The 15729-nt window shown below is 40.3% G+C and carries 21 protein-coding genes and 1 pseudogene; 18 read left to right on the top strand and 4 right to left on the bottom strand.

Features of this window, described 5'->3' with window-relative positions; genetic code table 11:
- The first annotated feature begins 4 nt into the window (after window positions 1-4).
- Entirely contained in the window at window positions 5-1129 is a 1125-nt protein-coding gene (locus DM800_RS05940) for a homoserine O-acetyltransferase family protein (RefSeq protein WP_147786580.1), read from the top strand.
- A gap of 49 nt (window positions 1130-1178) precedes the next feature.
- Here DM800_RS05940 and DM800_RS05945 read toward each other — a convergent pair whose 3' ends face one another.
- Entirely contained in the window at window positions 1179-1361 is a 183-nt protein-coding gene (locus tag DM800_RS05945; RefSeq protein ID WP_000171896.1) for a hypothetical protein, read from the bottom strand.
- Between the two features lie 199 nt (window positions 1362-1560).
- On the opposite strand from DM800_RS05945, the gene DM800_RS05950 reads away from it, so the two are divergent.
- The 6 genes and pseudogenes from DM800_RS05950 (at window position 1561) to DM800_RS05975 (ending at window position 7753) form a co-directional block, all read left to right on the top strand.
- Window positions 1561-1866, top strand: a complete 306-nt coding sequence (locus DM800_RS05950) for a rhodanese-like domain-containing protein (protein WP_147786581.1) — start codon at window positions 1561-1563, stop codon at window positions 1864-1866.
- A gap of 77 nt (window positions 1867-1943) precedes the next feature.
- Entirely contained in the window at window positions 1944-2168 is a 225-nt protein-coding gene (locus DM800_RS05955; RefSeq protein ID WP_000512461.1) for a spore germination protein, read from the top strand.
- A gap of 20 nt (window positions 2169-2188) precedes the next feature.
- Window positions 2189-2512, top strand: a complete 324-nt coding sequence (locus tag DM800_RS05960) for a hypothetical protein (protein ID WP_001110863.1) — start codon at window positions 2189-2191, stop codon at window positions 2510-2512.
- Window positions 2513-2633: 121 nt separating this feature from the next.
- Window positions 2634-5536, top strand: a pseudogene (locus DM800_RS05965) (BclA-related collagen-like exosporium protein).
- A gap of 173 nt (window positions 5537-5709) precedes the next feature.
- Window positions 5710-6723 (top strand): GTP 3',8-cyclase MoaA, encoded by a 1014-nt coding sequence (moaA, locus tag DM800_RS05970; RefSeq protein WP_087984854.1) that lies wholly within the window; start codon window positions 5710-5712, stop codon window positions 6721-6723.
- Window positions 6724-6739: 16 nt separating this feature from the next.
- Entirely contained in the window at window positions 6740-7753 is a 1014-nt protein-coding gene (locus tag DM800_RS05975) for a molybdopterin-synthase adenylyltransferase MoeB (RefSeq protein WP_060486693.1), read from the top strand.
- A gap of 37 nt (window positions 7754-7790) precedes the next feature.
- Here DM800_RS05975 and moaC read toward each other — a convergent pair whose 3' ends face one another.
- Window positions 7791-8276, bottom strand: coding sequence for a cyclic pyranopterin monophosphate synthase MoaC (moaC, locus tag DM800_RS05980; RefSeq protein WP_000094144.1), 486 nt, complete (start codon window positions 8274-8276; stop codon window positions 7791-7793).
- Between the two features lie 83 nt (window positions 8277-8359).
- On the opposite strand from moaC, the gene moeA reads away from it, so the two are divergent.
- The 7 genes from moeA to DM800_RS06015 all read left to right on the top strand — a co-directional run bounded on the left by moeA (window position 8360) and on the right by DM800_RS06015 (window position 13036).
- The gene (gene moeA / locus DM800_RS05985) at window positions 8360-9649 is read left to right on the top strand and encodes a molybdopterin molybdotransferase MoeA (protein ID WP_147786582.1); all 1290 of its coding nucleotides are present in this window, start codon (window positions 8360-8362) and stop codon (window positions 9647-9649) included.
- Entirely contained in the window at window positions 9619-10134 is a 516-nt protein-coding gene (gene mobB / locus DM800_RS05990; protein WP_147786583.1) for a molybdopterin-guanine dinucleotide biosynthesis protein B, read from the top strand. The genes moeA and mobB overlap by 31 nt, the downstream gene beginning before the upstream one ends.
- Window positions 10131-10595: a molybdopterin synthase catalytic subunit MoaE gene (gene moaE / locus DM800_RS05995; protein WP_000185929.1), complete on the top strand. Its 465-nt coding sequence runs from the start codon at window positions 10131-10133 to the stop codon at window positions 10593-10595. Before mobB ends, moaE begins: the two co-directional genes overlap by 4 nt.
- 2 nt (window positions 10596-10597) lie before the next feature.
- Window positions 10598-10831, top strand: a complete 234-nt coding sequence (gene moaD / locus DM800_RS06000; RefSeq protein ID WP_000621775.1) for a molybdopterin converting factor subunit 1 — start codon at window positions 10598-10600, stop codon at window positions 10829-10831.
- A gap of 92 nt (window positions 10832-10923) precedes the next feature.
- Window positions 10924-11343, top strand: coding sequence for a DUF3888 domain-containing protein (locus tag DM800_RS06005; RefSeq protein WP_048540764.1), 420 nt, complete (start codon window positions 10924-10926; stop codon window positions 11341-11343).
- 36 nt (window positions 11344-11379) lie between these two features.
- Window positions 11380-12237: a glucose uptake protein GlcU gene (gene glcU / locus DM800_RS06010; RefSeq protein ID WP_048540762.1), complete on the top strand. Its 858-nt coding sequence runs from the start codon at window positions 11380-11382 to the stop codon at window positions 12235-12237.
- A 13-nt stretch (window positions 12238-12250) separates the two neighbouring features.
- Window positions 12251-13036 (top strand): glucose 1-dehydrogenase, encoded by a 786-nt coding sequence (locus DM800_RS06015; protein ID WP_000286669.1) that lies wholly within the window; start codon window positions 12251-12253, stop codon window positions 13034-13036.
- Between the two features lie 73 nt (window positions 13037-13109).
- On the opposite strand, the gene DM800_RS06020 is transcribed toward DM800_RS06015, so the two are convergent.
- The gene (locus DM800_RS06020) at window positions 13110-13604 is read right to left on the bottom strand and encodes a CarD family transcriptional regulator (RefSeq protein WP_000451450.1); all 495 of its coding nucleotides are present in this window, start codon (window positions 13602-13604) and stop codon (window positions 13110-13112) included.
- A gap of 256 nt (window positions 13605-13860) precedes the next feature.
- On the opposite strand from DM800_RS06020, the gene DM800_RS06025 reads away from it, so the two are divergent.
- Complete coding sequence (locus DM800_RS06025) at window positions 13861-14097, top strand: DUF2553 family protein (RefSeq protein WP_000533808.1); 237 nt, start codon at window positions 13861-13863, stop codon at window positions 14095-14097.
- A 1-nt stretch (window position 14098) separates the two neighbouring features.
- Complete coding sequence (locus DM800_RS06030) at window positions 14099-14281, top strand: sporulation protein Cse60 (protein WP_000621751.1); 183 nt, start codon at window positions 14099-14101, stop codon at window positions 14279-14281.
- Window positions 14282-14315: 34 nt separating this feature from the next.
- Here the strand turns inward: DM800_RS06030 and DM800_RS06035 are convergent, their stop codons facing one another.
- Window positions 14316-14543, bottom strand: a complete 228-nt coding sequence (locus DM800_RS06035; protein ID WP_147786584.1) for a DUF3973 domain-containing protein — start codon at window positions 14541-14543, stop codon at window positions 14316-14318.
- A 424-nt stretch (window positions 14544-14967) separates the two neighbouring features.
- On the opposite strand from DM800_RS06035, the gene DM800_RS06045 reads away from it, so the two are divergent.
- Both DM800_RS06045 and DM800_RS06050 read left to right on the top strand, forming a co-directional pair.
- Window positions 14968-15399 carry an SRPBCC family protein gene (locus tag DM800_RS06045; RefSeq protein WP_000437776.1) on the top strand — a complete coding sequence of 144 codons (432 nt, stop codon included), beginning with the start codon at window positions 14968-14970 and terminating at the stop codon, window positions 15397-15399.
- A complete protein-coding gene (locus tag DM800_RS06050; RefSeq protein ID WP_000098837.1) occupies window positions 15400-15723 on the top strand; it encodes an ArsR/SmtB family transcription factor in 324 nt (107 codons plus the stop codon).
- The last annotated feature ends 6 nt before the right edge of the window (window positions 15724-15729 follow it).

A 15729-nucleotide genomic window follows, 5' to 3' on the forward strand; every position in this document is an offset into this window, starting at 1 on the left:
GTCTGTGCAATTTGTAAAAAAGGAAAAGTTTGTTTTAAGAGAGTTTACGTTTGAAAATGGTAGGGGAATTCCTGTTCAAATGGGGTATGAGACGTATGGTACTTTAAATAGAGAAAGGTCAAATGCGATTTTGGTATGCCATTATTTTAGTGCAACGAGTCACGCGGCAGGGAAATATACAGCGCATGATGAGGAGTCTGGTTGGTGGGATGGTTTAATTGGACCGGGAAAAGCAGTTGATACAAATAAATATTTTGTTATATGTACTGATAATCTTTGTAATGTGCAGGTTAAGAACCCTTATGTGTTTACAACGGGACCGAAATCGATTTATCCGAAAACTGGAGATGAATATGCGATGGATTTTCCGGTTTTTACATTTCTTGATGTAGCTCGTGTGCAATATGAGTTAATAAAAGATATGGGAATCTCAAGGTTACATGCTGTAATGGGACCGTCAGCTGGTGGGATGATTGCGCAGCAATGGGCTGTTCATTATCCTCATATTGTAGAGCGGATGATTGGTGTTATTACGAACCCGCAAAATCCAATTATTACGTCGGTAAATGTAGCGCAAAATGCAGTTGAGGCTATTCAACTAGATCTAAGTTGGAAGGGCGGAAAATATGGAGAAGAGCAGCCAATGAAGGGACTTCATTTAGCAAATAGAATGATGTTTATGAACGCATTTGATGAGCATTTTTATGAAACGACATTCCCTCGTAATAGTGTAGAGAAAGAACCTTATGAAACATTTGCTGCATTAACATCATTTGAGAAAGAAATAAATAAAGTGACATATAGAAGTATAGAGTTAGTAGATGCAAATTCGTGGATATACACTGCGAAAGCAGTTTTATTACATGATATTGCGCATGGATTTTCGTCTTTAGAAGAGGCGCTTTCTAACATAGAAGCAAATGTACTTATGATTCCGTGCAAACAAGATTTGCTTCAGCCGTCACGCTATAATTATAAAATGGTAGACATTTTGCAAAAACAAGGGAAGTATGCGGAAGTGTATGAGATAGAAAGTATAAATGGGCATATGGCAGGAGCATTTGATATTCATTTATTTGAAAAGAAAGTTTATGAATTTTTAAATCGGAAAGTATCTAGTTTGGTGTAGAAAATAAATGGTGTGAAAAAGGTGCGATGTATGTAGTAGGCACCTTTTTTTACATGATTTGTAGACGGAAAATATATGTGGCAATTGCTATACCGAAGAATGCGATACTAAGCAATAGAAATAAGAATGACATTTCTTGTGGTGATTTTATCTTTTTATTATTCTTCATACTAAGTGCAATAATTGCGGCGATTAAGAAAATGATGCCCGTAATGAAAAGAAAAAGTGTCATTTTCATTGGCTCCTTTCATAAAACAAGTATATTGAGGATACAATGCACGAGTTATGTTTGTAAAGAATAAGTTTTGCGAGAAAATTGAGAAATAAAATTTCCATTCTTTGCGTTCTTTTTTTCGCATGCTAAAATTGACTAGATATGCTTGTTTAAGGAAGAGACTAAAGGTTTTATTGTATATAAGGAGGAACGACATATGACAGAAGTTAAAACAATTACTACAAAAGAAGTGCAAGAGCGTTTAGAAAATGGAGAAACGTTATTTTTAGTAGACGTAAGGGAAGATGAAGAAGTAGCGGCAGGGAAAATTCCAGAAGCTGTACATATTAAAATGGGTGATATCCCAAATAAAGTAGATTTCTTTGATAAAGAGAATGAATATATCTTTATTTGTCGCTCGGGAATGCGCAGTGAAAATGTATGCCATTATTTAAATGAGCAAGGATTTAAAACAATGAACATGGTTGGCGGTATGCTTCAATATGAAGGTGAAACGAAATAAGTAGCTAAAAAAACTTGAAACGTGTTTGTTTCAAGTTTTTTTCTTTTGCATACAGTGTACAAAAGGGGGATAGGTAAATGGGGATTAACTTGCGGAAAGTAAAAATTATTAATAATACAGGGGCTGTTAATGTCGGTGACTGTTATGATATCTCACCTTTAGCTGTAGCAAAAATATATGCAGGTGCTGGAGGATCGAGTGCGGCTATTTTTTTAAATGGGAAAAGGCAGCCAGAAGCGGTGATTCGAACATCAGTATTTCTTCCGCCATTAGCAACGAGTACACGTACATTAGGTTCATAGAGGAAAGGTAGAGTGTAATTATGCCTGCTCATATAAAAGAGTTTGTTATTGTGAATAACACTGGGAATATATTTACTGGTGATAATTTGAGTGATACGTCATTTACTGCTACGAAATCGTATAGTGGCTCAATGGGGTGCACTTGGATTGACGTTGTTACAGTAATAGGGACGGAGACGAAGCTTTGTTTACAGCCGGGTGATTCGGTGACGACAACATATACAAGAGGCACTCCTGCCGGTACTGTAACAGGAACAAATATGGGGCAAAGTGTAAATGCATCGAGTATAGCACAAGCTGTCCCTAATACAGATAATATGGATTCAATTGCTGGACTCCCTTAAGGATTTAAGGGAGTTTTTATTATTTCAAATAAAAATAGTCTTTGAGTTTGTTTTTGTAAATACATATTAAGAAGAAGAGGTTTGTTTCATGTAAAAAAGATGGTGTGCAGGTGGTGAAAGTGTGAGAGAGCGCGATAAAAAACATTCATTAAACTCTAATTTCAGAATTTCACCAAATCTTATTGGTCCTACCTTTCCACCCGTTCCAACGGGATTTACTGGCATTGGGATTACTGGCTCAACCGGTCCCCAAGGTCCGACTGGCCCTCAAGGACCAAGAGGATTACAAGGTCCGGTGGGGGAGATGGGCCCGACAGGACCTCAAGGTGTGCAAGGGATACAAGGACCAGTTGGACCAATAGGTGCAACAGGTCCAGAAGGACAGCAGGGGCCGCAAGGATTGAGGGGAGCACAGGGAGCTACAGGAGCGACAGGACCAGAAGGAGTGCAAGGGTTGCAAGGTCCGATTGGTCCAACAGGAGCGACTGGGACACAAGGTATACAGGGGTACAAGGGTTACAAGGTCCGATTGGAGCGACTGGACCTGAGGGACCTCAAGGAATTCAAGGTGTGCAAGGGGTACCAGGTGCAACCGGTCCACAAGGAATACAAGGGGCACAAGGGATACAAGGACCACAAGGACCGAGTGGAAGTGCGGGGACAACAGGAGCAACTGGTCAAGGGGTTACAGGCCCAACTGGAATAACAGGTCCAACAGGGATAACGGGTCCATCTGGAGGACCACCAGGTCCGACGGGGGCAATTGGTGCGACAGGTCCAGGAGGTGGACCGAGTGGAAGTACAGGTGCGACGGGGGCAATTGGTGCGACAGGTCCAGGAGGTGGACCGAGTGGAAGTACAGGTGCGACGGGAGCAACGGGAAATACAGGGGTAACAGGAAGTACAGGTGTAACTGGAGTAACGGGAAATACAGGACCGACTGGAAGTACAGGAGAAACAGGAGCACAGGGATTGCAAGGAATACAAGGGGTTCAAGGGCCAATTGGACCAACAGGTCCAGAAGGTCCGCAAGGTATTCAAGGTATTCCGGGGCCGACGGGCGTAACTGGTGAACAAGGAATACAAGGAGTTCAGGGAATTCAAGGGATAACAGGAGCAACAGGAGATCAAGGTCCACAAGGTATACAGGGAGCTATAGGGCCTCAAGGTGTAACAGGAGCAACAGGAGATCAAGGTCCACAAGGTATACAAGGAGTACCGGGTCCAACAGGAGAAACGGGACCACAAGGAGTTCAAGGGATTCAAGGCCCGATGGGTGAGATCGGACCAACAGGACCAGAAGGCCCAGAAGGACTTCAAGGTCCGCAAGGAATCCAAGGGGTGCCAGGACCAGCTGGAGCAACAGGTCCAGAGGGGCCGCAAGGTATACAGGGAATCCAAGGGCCAATAGGAGCAACAGGTCCAGAAGGTCCACAAGGTATACAGGGGGCTATAGGACCTCAAGGTGTAACAGGAGCAACAGGAGCACAAGGAGCAACTGGAATTCAAGGTGTACAAGGGAATATAGGAGCAACAGGTCCAGAGGGCCCGCAAGGAGTGCAAGGTACTCAAGGGGAAATAGGCCCAACAGGTCCAATGGGAATACAGGGCGTGCAAGGTATTCAAGGAATTCAAGGTCCAACGGGTGCGCAAGGAGTGCAGGGGCCACAGGGAATTCAAGGGGGCCAAGGTCCAACCGGAGTAACAGGAGATACGGGTGTAACCGGAGCGACAGGGGAAGGAACTACAGGCCCGACAGGAGTAACCGGTCCAACAGGGGTAACTGGTCCTTCTGGAGGACCAGCAGGACCGAGTGGTCCAACGGGGCCATCAGGTCCGACAGGAGTGACATGTCCATCCGGTGGACCACCTGGACCAACAGGAGCAACCGGTGTGACAGGAGCAACTGGAGATACCGGTGCGATAGGCTCAACTGGAGTGACAGGAGCGACAGGAGAAACAGGAGCAACTGGTGTGACGGGCTTACAGGGACCCCAAGGAATTCAAGGTGTTCAAGGAGAAATAGGTCCAACCGGTCCGCAAGGTGTTCAAGGTCCCCAAGGGATACAAGGAGTAACGGGAGCAACGGGAGATCAAGGCTCACAAGGAATCCAAGGCCCAACCGGTCCACAAGGAGTACAAGGAGATCAAGGCCCACAAGGGATTCAAGGTGCGACAGGAGCAACAGGAGCACAAGGTCCACAGGGAATTCAAGGAATCCAAGGAGTGCAGGGGCCGACCGGTCCACAAGGCCCAACAGGAATTCAAGGTGTTCAAGGAGAAATAGGTCCAACCGGTCCGCAAGGCGTGCAAGGGTTGCAAGGTCCACAAGGCCCGACAGGGGATACGGGAGCTACTGGTTCACAAGGTCCACAAGGAATTCAAGGTCCACAAGGCCCGACGGGATCCACTGGAGCAACAGGAGCGACAGGCCCACAAGGAATTCAAGGAGCACAAGGAATCCAAGGCCCAATGGGATCCACTGGAGCAACAGGTTCACAAGGCCCAACAGGGGACACAGGTCCAACCGGTTCGCAAGGGATCCAAGGTCCAACCGGTCCAACTGGAGCTGGAGCAACCGGGTCCACTGGAGCAACGGGTGTGACCGGAGTTAGTACAACTGCAACGTATGCATTTGCGAATAATACATCAGGAACCGCTATTTCCGTTTTATTAGGTGGTACAAATGTATCATTACCGAACAATCAAAATATTGGACCAGGAATTACCGTTAGCGGAGGAAATACCGTATTTACGGTTGCGAATGCGGGGAATTACTATATAGCTTATACAATAAATTTAACAGCCTCTTTACTTGTAAGTTCTCGTATAACTGTAAATGGCAGTCCGCTTGCAGGAACAATAAATTCACCAGCAATAGCTACAGGTTCATTTAATGCGACAATAATTGCTAATTTGCCTGCTGGAGCTGCCATTAGTCTGCAGTTATTTGGATTAGTTGCAATAGCTACATTATCTACGGCAACGCCAGGAGCTACTCTAACTATTATTAGACTAAGTTAATAGGAAGAAAACCTTGGAGCTTTTATGCTTCAAGGTTTTTTATCCTGTTATTTGTAGGTAGTCTAATTGGTTAGGAAAGTTTCACTTTATTCACTTAAGCAAAAACATCGCAGTTCGAAAATATATTATAATAGAATGAAAAGAGAGAAATTTGACAGAAAGGGAGGGTGGTGATGCAGGAGATGGTTACAGATTTTTTTGGACGCCCACTTCAAGATTTGCGCATATCTGTCATTGATCGTTGCAATTTTAGATGTACATATTGTATGCCAGCGGAAGTTTTTGGGCCAGATTATGCTTTTTTGAAAGATGAGTTTTTACTGACGTTTGATGAAATTGAGCGTTTGGCAAAACTATTTGTTAGCATCGGTGTACGAAAAATTAGACTTACTGGTGGCGAGCCACTACTGCGTAAAGATTTAACAAAACTTATTGCTCGTCTCGTGAAAATTGAAGGGTTAGTAGATATAGGGTTAACGACAAATGCAATTCATTTAACGAAACAAGCAAAAGCATTAAAAGAAGCTGGATTACATAGAGTAAATGTTAGTTTGGATGCAATAGATGACGATGTATTTAAGGACATTAATGGCCGGAATATCAATACGAAACCTGTTATAAAGGGAATTATGGCTGCAAAAGAGGCCGGGCTTGATGTAAAGGTAAATATGGTTGTGAAAAAAGGGATGAATGAACATCAAGTACTTCCGATGGCTGCTTATTTTAAAGAGCAAGGAATCACACTTAGGTTTATTGAGTTTATGGATGTTGGTAGTACAAATGGATGGAACTTTGATCAAGTCGTTACAAAGCAAGAATTAATTGAAATGATTCATAGTGTGTATCCACTTGAGCCAGCTGAAGCGCATTATTTCGGTGAAGTTGCGAAGCGATATCGTTACGTTGGAACAAATATCGAAGTCGGTTTTATTACTTCTGTTTCAGAGTCATTTTGTTCCTCTTGTACGAGAGCAAGAATTTCGGCAGATGGAAAGTTTTATACTTGCTTATTTGCGACAGAAGGATTGGATGTAAGGGAACTTCTTAGAGGAAATCTTTCGGATGATGAGTTAGTAAGCGTTATACAAGATGTATGGATGAATAGAAAAGACAGGTATTCGGATGAACGGACAGAAGAAAGTGCAAAGAATCGTCCGAAAATTGAAATGTCTTATATAGGAGGATAAGAAAGGGGGCTATCGTATGCAGGAGCGATATTCAAGACAAATATTATTTTCTGGTGTTGGAGAAGAAGGGCAGAGAAAAATTAGAGAGAAGCATGTGCTTATTATCGGCGCTGGTGCTCTCGGGGCAGCGAATGCAGAAGCAATTGTTAGAGCAGGTGTTGGCAAAATAACAATTGCGGATCGTGATTATGTAGAATGGAGTAATTTACAAAGGCAACAATTATATACAGAAGAAGATGCAAAGCAATATAAACCAAAGGCGGTAGCAGCAGCAGAGCATTTACAAGCGATTAATTCTGAGGTGAAAATAAATCCGGTTGTGACTGATGTAACAGTGCGAGAAATGGAAGAGCTAGTGAATGATGTAGATTTAATATTAGATGCGACAGATAATTTTGAAACGCGTCTTCTTATTAATGATATTTCACAAAAGTATAATATTCCGTGGATATATGGTGGTTGTGTCGGAAGCTACGGAGTAACGTATACAATTTTACCAGGAAAAACACCGTGTTTCCGCTGTTTAATGGAACATCCAGCGAGCGGGGCAACATGTGATACGGCTGGTATTATACAGCCGGCAGTACAATTAGTAGTTGCGCATCAAATAACGGAAGCGCTGAAAATATTAGTAGAAGACTATGGGGCACTTCGCGAAACGATGTTATCGTTTGATCTTTGGAATAATCAACAGATGGCATTTAAAGTGAATAGGCAGAAAAAAGACACATGTTTATCTTGCGGAAGATTACGTACATATCCGAGTTTAACATTTGAAGCACAAACAAAAACAGAAGTGTTATGTGGCCGAAATACAGTACAAATCCGTCCAGGTGTGCGGAATGAATTTAATTTAGAAGAAATTAAAAAGCGCTTACAAAGAAGTGTGGATGTAAAAGCTACTCCGTATTTATTATCATTTCCGGTGGAGGAATTTCGTTTTGTTTTATTTACAGATGGCAGGGCGTTCATTCATGGGACGAATGATATAAATATAGCAAAACGCTTATATGCAAGATATATAGGTTGAACCTAAAGGGAGCCCTTTAGGTTCAACGGAAAGAAGATTAAGACTTTCTCGTATAATCTCCACTTTTTCCACCTGTTTTTTCAAATAAGTACGTTTCGCCAATAATCATACCTTTATCAACAGCTTTGCACATATCGTACACAGTAAGAGCTGTAGCGGAAGCGGCTGTTAAAGCTTCCATTTCAACACCGGTGCTACCTTCTGTTTTAACTTTTACTTCAATAAGTAATCGATATTGTTCTTCGGATTGTTTCCAATCGAAAGAAACGTCAACACCTTTTAATAATAAAGGATGGCACATTGGGATAATATCAGAAGTACGTTTCGCAGCCATAATACCTGCGATTTGTGCAACTGCTAATACGTCACCTTTCCCAATTTCATTGTGAGAGATTTTATCGTAAATTTCTTTTGTAACGACAATGCTAGAGCACGCAATTGCTGTTCGGACGGTTGCTTTTTTGTCACTTATATCAACCATCTTCGCGCGTCCTTGGTCATTAAAGTGTGTGAATGAAGACATGGAATTCCTCCTTGAAGTAATTTCTATTTAATATATAAAGTTTAATCGAGATAAAAAAAAATGCAAATATGAGGTGAGAAACGATGATAGAAAAACGAATTCCAATTCAAGTTGCTGAGGCAGTAGAGAGAGTAATGGAATATGCGAAAAATGGTGAAGTAGAAGAGGTTTCAATTACGGAAAGTTACGGGAGAATTCTTGGGGAGGATGTTATCTCTGATCATGACGTTCCTCATTTCGATCGTTCTCCTTACGATGGTTTCGCGATTCGAGCAGAAGATACGAAAGAAGCAAATCAAGAGAATGCGATTGAGTTTGAAGTAATAGGAGAAATCGGGGCAGGATCTGTTTTTACAGAAGAAGTAGGACCTTTTCAGGCGGTTCGTATTATGACAGGGGCAGCTATTCCAGAGGATTGTAATGCAGTCGTAATGCTAGAGTTGACGGAAGGTTTTGAGAAGAACGGAAAAACATATATGAAGGTAAAGCGTCCTTTTCATAGTGGTGACAATGTGTCATTTAAAGGAGAAGATATAAAGAAAAATCAAGTTCTTGTTCAGAAAGGTGTTGCAATTAATCCAGGTGTTGCGGCCTTATTAGCGACGTTTGGATATAGTACTGTGAAGGTTGTAAAACAGCCTGTTGTTGGTATTGTGACGACAGGAAGTGAACTGTTAGAGGTACACGAGTCGTTACAGCCGGGGAAAATTAGAAATAGTAACTCGTATATGATTGCCGCTCAAATTATGAAAGTCGGAGGGAAAGTTCGTTATTATGGCCAACTTGCTGACGAGTTAGATGCATGCTTTGCAGCTGTTCAATCAGCGATGAATGAGGTTGATATTTTAATTACGACAGGCGGTGTGTCGGTAGGAGATTATGACTACTTGCCAGCTATTTATGAGAGATTACAGGCGAATGTACTCTTTAATAAAATAGCGATGAGACCAGGAAGTGTAACGACAGTAGCTGAAGTTGATGGAAAGTTACTTTTCGGTTTATCAGGAAATCCGTCAGCTTGCTACGTAGGCTTTGAGCTATTTGTGCATCCGGTTATAAAAACATATTTGTATGCGAAAGAACCCCACGTATATAGAGCAGATGCTATTTTACAAAAAGATTTTCCGAAGCCAAATCCGTTTACTCGTTTTGTAAGAGCAAACGTGACAATCGTGGACGGGGCATTACAAGCGATGCCGGTCGGTTTAGATAAATCGAGTGCGGTCTCTTCACTCGCCGATGCGAATGCTTTTATTGTGTTGCCTGGAGGAACGAGAGGATTTGAGGCAGGGATGAAAGTATCTGTATTATTGTTAGAGCACGACGAGGGATGTGATTGGCCATGGGCAAAGCCCCTTCAATCTTACAAATAGTAGGATATCAAAATAGCGGAAAAACAACGCTCGTTGAGAAAATTGTGTATGCATTAGCTGAACGAAACATGAAAGTTGCTACAATTAAGCATCACGGGCACGGAGGTTTTCCAGAAGTAGCGCAAAAAGATAGTGAAAGGCACCGAAAGGCTGGGGCTGTTGTCAGTAGTGTAGAAGGCGCTGGATTACTTTCACTGTCGTCATTAAGAGAGGAATGGTCCTTGCAAGAAATTATTCGCTTATATGAGTTTTTTGAAGTGGATACAATTTTAATAGAGGGCTATAAAAAAGAGAGCTATCCGAAAGTAGTATTACTTCGTTCTGCGGAAGACGTTGAACTTTTACATAAAGTAGAAAACATAGTAGCGGTTATTACGTGGCATGATGCACCTGCAAACTTACGAGAGGAATATAAAGTATTTCATTTAACAGAAGAAGAGTTGTATATAGACTGGTTTATACAAACGGTAAGGAGTACGAAATGACAAATACGTATTATGAAGTAATTGATACAGAAATCTCGATTGAAGAGGTAGCAAAGAAGGTTATTCGCCGCGAATGCGGTGCTGTTACAACATTTATTGGAACGGTTAGGGAGTTTACGAAAGGGCGTCGTACATTATACTTAGAATATGTCGCTTATAAAACGATGGCAGAAAAGATGCTAGAGAAAATTGGCTCAGAAGTGAAAGAGAAGTGGCCAGGTACACACGTTGCGATTACACATCGCATCGGTACACTGCAAATTTCTGATATCGCGGTTGTTGTTGCTGTTTCAACACCGCATCGTAAAGCGGCCTATGAGGCGAATGAATACATTATGGAACGTATAAAACAAATTGTTCCGATTTGGAAAAAGGAGTTTTGGGAAGATGGAGACTCATGGATTGGTGATCAATTAGAAAAAACGCCATATCCGGCAGGGGAGCCTGGGAAGGAGCTGTAAGTATGATTCGAGTATTATTATTTGCGCACTTGCAAGAGGAAGCAGGAACAAGTGAATTACAAATAGAGAAAGAAAATATTACGGTTGCAGAGTTAAAAGATGTTGTTGCTAAAGAATATAATGTACCAGTGACAGCATCAACTATGGTTGCGATTAATGAAGAATACGCAAATGAAGATGATACGATCCGAGATGGTGATGTTGTTGCACTAATCCCACCAGTGAGCGGTGGTTAATATTGGATTCATTCAAACGACTTTCCTACATAGGGAAGTCGTTTTTTTATGGAAGTTTTGCGAACACTAACTTATAGAACAAGGAGGGTGTTATGAAAAAAATATGTGTAGTTATTACAATGCTATGTGCAATCTTTTTCTCTTCTCCAAGTGATTCTTTTGCGAAAGAATCGAGGGAGCAGCTGTTAGAGAGTGCATTATCAAATAGGTACTATTCAGTTATTAGACAAGTGACAGAAGATCAGTATGAATGTGCTTCCGTTATAAATATAAAACGTCTCGGTAAGAACGGTGAGTTCGTTCCTAGATTTGAAATTACGCTACAATTTCTTACGTTCCAAGGTGCACATAATCCGCCGAATGATAAAGTTACACTTATTTTGGAAGATTATTTAGATCACGTAAAAATAAAGAAGGTGGAGCGAGAAAAGAATGTTTCTGGTGCTATTGCAGAAAAAGTTTGTGAACGGGAAAAAGAAAAAATAAAAGCTCACTCTAATGATTCAGAGTGATAACTTATGACATTTAGTAAAGAAAGGTAATGAGCGATGGACATACTTTTAGCGATTTTACCGGCTATATTTTGGGGAAGTATTGTGCTATTTAACGTGAAACTGGGCGGGGGACCATATAGTCAAACGCTCGGTACAACGTTTGGGGCACTTATTTTCTCGATTGTTGTTTATATTTTTATGAAGCCAGTATTAACTCCTACTGTTATTGGAGTTGGAATTGTGTCAGGTTTATTTTGGGCACTTGGTCAGGCGAATCAATTAAAAAGTATTGATTTAATGGGCGTTTCGAGAACGATGCCCATTTCAACAGGACTGCAATTAGTTGCGACGACTTTATTTGGAGTCATCGTATTTCATGAGTGGTCCACGACTATATCAGTCGTCCTTGGTGTTTTGGCTCTCGTTTGTATTATTATCGGTGTTATTTTAACATCACTTCAAAGTGAAGAAGAAAAGAGTGCAGAGCAGGCGGGTAATTTTAAAAGGGGCATTATCATTTTATTGATTTCAACAGTCGGTTATTTAGTTTACGTAGTAGTGATTAGGCTATTTAACGTAGATGGTTGGTCAGCTTTATTGCCACAAGCAGTTGGTATGGTGTTAGGGGGCGTTTTGCTTACGTTTAAACATCATCCATTTAATAAATATGCACTACGAAATATTATCCCAGGATTAATTTGGGCAGCTGGAAATATGTTTTTATTCATTTCGCAGCCGCGTGTTGGAGTGGCAACAAGTTTTTCGCTATCGCAAATGGGAATTATTATTTCAACGCTTGGCGGGATTCTTATATTAGGTGAAAGAAAAACGAAACGCCAATTAACGGGGATTGTTGTCGGTATCGTTTTTATTATCGCAGCCGGAATAATGTTAGGTGTTGCAAAAAGTTAAAGGGGGTATTGAAATGTATAGTGATTTAGCAGGAAAAGTTGTCGTTATTACAGGATCAGCAACTGGTCTTGGAAGAGCGATGGGAGTACGGTTTGCTAAGGAGAAAGCAAAAGTAGTAATTAACTATCGCTCACGAGAGTCAGAAGCGCATGATGTATTAGAAGAAATAAAAAAAGTAGGCGGAGAAGCGATTGCTGTAAAAGGTGATGTGACAGTTGAATCTGATGTTGTGAACCTCATTCAATCTGCTGTGAAAGAGTTTGGTACGCTTGACGTTATGATTAATAATGCAGGGATAGAAAACGCGGTCCCGTCGCATGAAATGCCGTTAGAGGATTGGAATAAAGTAATCAATACAAATTTAACAGGTGCTTTTTTAGGAAGCCGTGAAGCGATTAAATATTTTGTAGAACATGATATTAAAGGTTCTGTTATTAATATGTCGAGTGTTCATGAGAAAATTCCGTGGCCACTATTCGTGCACTATGCGGCGAGTAAGGGTGGTATTAAACTGATGACAGAAACGTTAGCGTTAGAATATGCACCAAAAGGTATTCGAGTAAATAATATTGGGCCAGGTGCAATAAATACGCCAATTAATGCAGAAAAGTTTGCTGATCCTAAAAAACGTGCTGACGTAGAAAGTATGATACCGATGGGCTACATTGGAAAGCCGGAAGAAATTGCAGCAGTCGCAACGTGGCTTGCTTCCTCAGAAGCGAGTTACGTAACTGGAATTACGTTATTTGCAGATGGTGGAATGACTTTATACCCGTCGTTTCAAGCAGGTCGCGGGTAATATAAAAGGACAAAGAGGTTTATCTCTTTGTCCTTTTTTCTGCAAAAAAAAATAGCGGTCGGCTATTTTAAATTTAATGATTAATTGTATCTTGAAGAAATTCTGTTGCTTGATGTTCAGAAACATTTTGCACAAGTGCAACTTCGCTAATCATCATTTTGCGTGCATTATCTAGCATTTGTTTTTCGCTCGCATTTAATGCTCTCTCTTTATTACGGCGAAGTAAATCGCGAACAACTTCTGCGCTATCTTGCAGATTGCCGTTTTTCATTTTTTCCATATTCATTGTATATCTCTGTTTCCAGGAAAGTGATGTGTCTGATTCCCCGTTTTGAAATTCAAGAAGTATAACATCTAATGTACCTTTATCTACGATATAACGAATACCTGATTTTTGTAATTGATCCATAGGAAGCATTATTTGCATGTCTTTACTAATGATACGTATCACACAATATTGACGTGTTGTTCCTAATATTTCTTTCTCTTCAATGGCTTCGATGACTCCTGCGCCGTTCATTGGATAAACGATTTTATCGCCAATTTGAAACAAATCATCCACCTCCATATGTGGTAACCACTTTTAATGATAGCACAAGTGAGTGAAAATGTCAAATTTTATATAATACCATAATGTTGATATTATAGTCAATAAGTAAAAACTCTTTTTTTTTTTTATATTTTTTTGCTCTTATTTATTGATGATTTTTTTGAAAAATAGTACAGACGAAGAAAGAAGGCATATCCACTTATTTTTAAGCATAAAATGTAAAATCGTTAATACAATATACCTAAATCCGTTCTTTGCAAGGGAGGGAGAGAAGGTGGGGCGCACAATAAGAATTGATATTACAAATAAAGTTGTAGCTAAATTTAGACCGGATTATTTGGAATTATATACGAGTAAATTTATGATAGGTAAGTTTTATGTCTATACTGAAGGTAAACAATATGTGTTAGAAGACGGATATATATATGAAGACGGAAAATTTTATCGCATCATAGATACGCACCGTGGCAATAATCAAGCGGCGGAGGGCTGCGATCTAGGATGGTGTTAACATGATTCGTGTGAAAGTGTTTGATGAAAGTCACGAAAAAGACTTAGAAGACGCTGTAAATGTTTTTTTGAAAAAGATTGATGATAGTAATTTTGTAGATATTAAGTACCAAGTCGGTGTTTCCATTAATGATGACGAAAACCAAATTTATTGTTTTTCAGCAATGATCGTTTATAAAGCATAAAAAAGAGCTGGGTGAGCCAGCTCTTTTTTATGTTTTATGTTGGGACAACATGTGTCGGTAATACGTTCATAATAGATTGAGTTGTGCCTAATTTCTTTTTCGCTAAAATAGGCTCCCCTGTTTCATGGTTTTGGGCATCTGTACACATACCAAGGTGATAACGATCACCTAAAAATGGATCGATATAAAAACCGTTTTTGAATACTTTATCATTCGGATGTTTTTCATGGTGAATGTCAGAGCAATTAATGCAATAGAACATAGCTTTCATCCCCTTTTTATTTTTGTTTGAAAAAAGTGAGTTGGTAGTCATTTCGCTCCTAAGGAAATGTTGAGGAGAAGAGAAATAACTACCTAATCAAATGGTGGGCATATTCCTTCTGATTTTTCATATCTCGCGTAGTGTCCCTGAGGGAAGGAGGAGAGACGAAATACGCATGATATACGTAAGGCACTTCTTTCAAGATGAATGATGGAGTTTCATGTTGAGAGAAGTTTTTATTTTTTGTTGCCTTTGTGAGTATATTATGAGGGAATGCTCAGAGGGTGTTTGTCCTGTTGAAAAAATGTTGAGAATTTCTCAACAGTAAAAAATAACTAGCGTTGACATGAAACCAAAAGGTGTTATATCATTGAAGTATAACCAAAAGGTGTTATATTTAATTGCCGAATAAAGGAGAATGAAAATGGAACAACAAAATACATTAACTGATATTAAACAAACGATCGTTTTTAACGCGTCTATTCAAAAAGTATGGAATGTAGTATCAACTGCAGAAGGGATTGCGTCATGGTTTATGCCGAATGATTTTGTATTAGAGGTAGGGCATGAATTTCATGTGCAATCACCATTTGGCCCATCACCATGTAAAGTGTTAGAAATTGATGAACCAAACCATCTATCTTTCTCATGGGATACAGATGGCTGGGTCGTTTCATTTAATCTGAAAGACCTAGGAGATAATAAAACAGAATTTACGTTAATTCACGGCGGCTGGAAACATCCTGATGAAATTCTTCCGAAAGCGAATGCGAAGAGCTCTATTATTCGCGATAGAATGAGTGGCGGCTGGGTAGCGATTGTAAATGAAAAACTGAAAAAGGTTGTTGAAGGCTAAGTGTCTTCATCAGCAGCGAAATATGATGTATTTCAAGCAATTGCTGATCCAACCCGCCGAGAAGTAATACGGTTATTAAGTGATAAAGAGTTACCGATTTCCAAAATAACGGATCATTTTCCGATGAGTCGTACTGCGGTTGTAAAGCACCTTCATATTCTTTCGGAAGCGAATTTAGTAAGCGGAAGAAAAAGCGGAAGAGAGAAGATATATCGTTTGCATCCAGAACCATTAGAGGAATTACAACAGTGGCTCTCATATTATGAACGTTTTTGGGATAATAAATTATCTATGCTGAAACATATTGTGGAGAATGAAGAGTAAAAAGAG

Source organism: Bacillus sp. AY18-3, from assembly GCF_008042305.1.
Lineage (GTDB): Bacteria > Bacillota > Bacilli > Bacillales > Bacillaceae_G > Bacillus_A > Bacillus_A wiedmannii.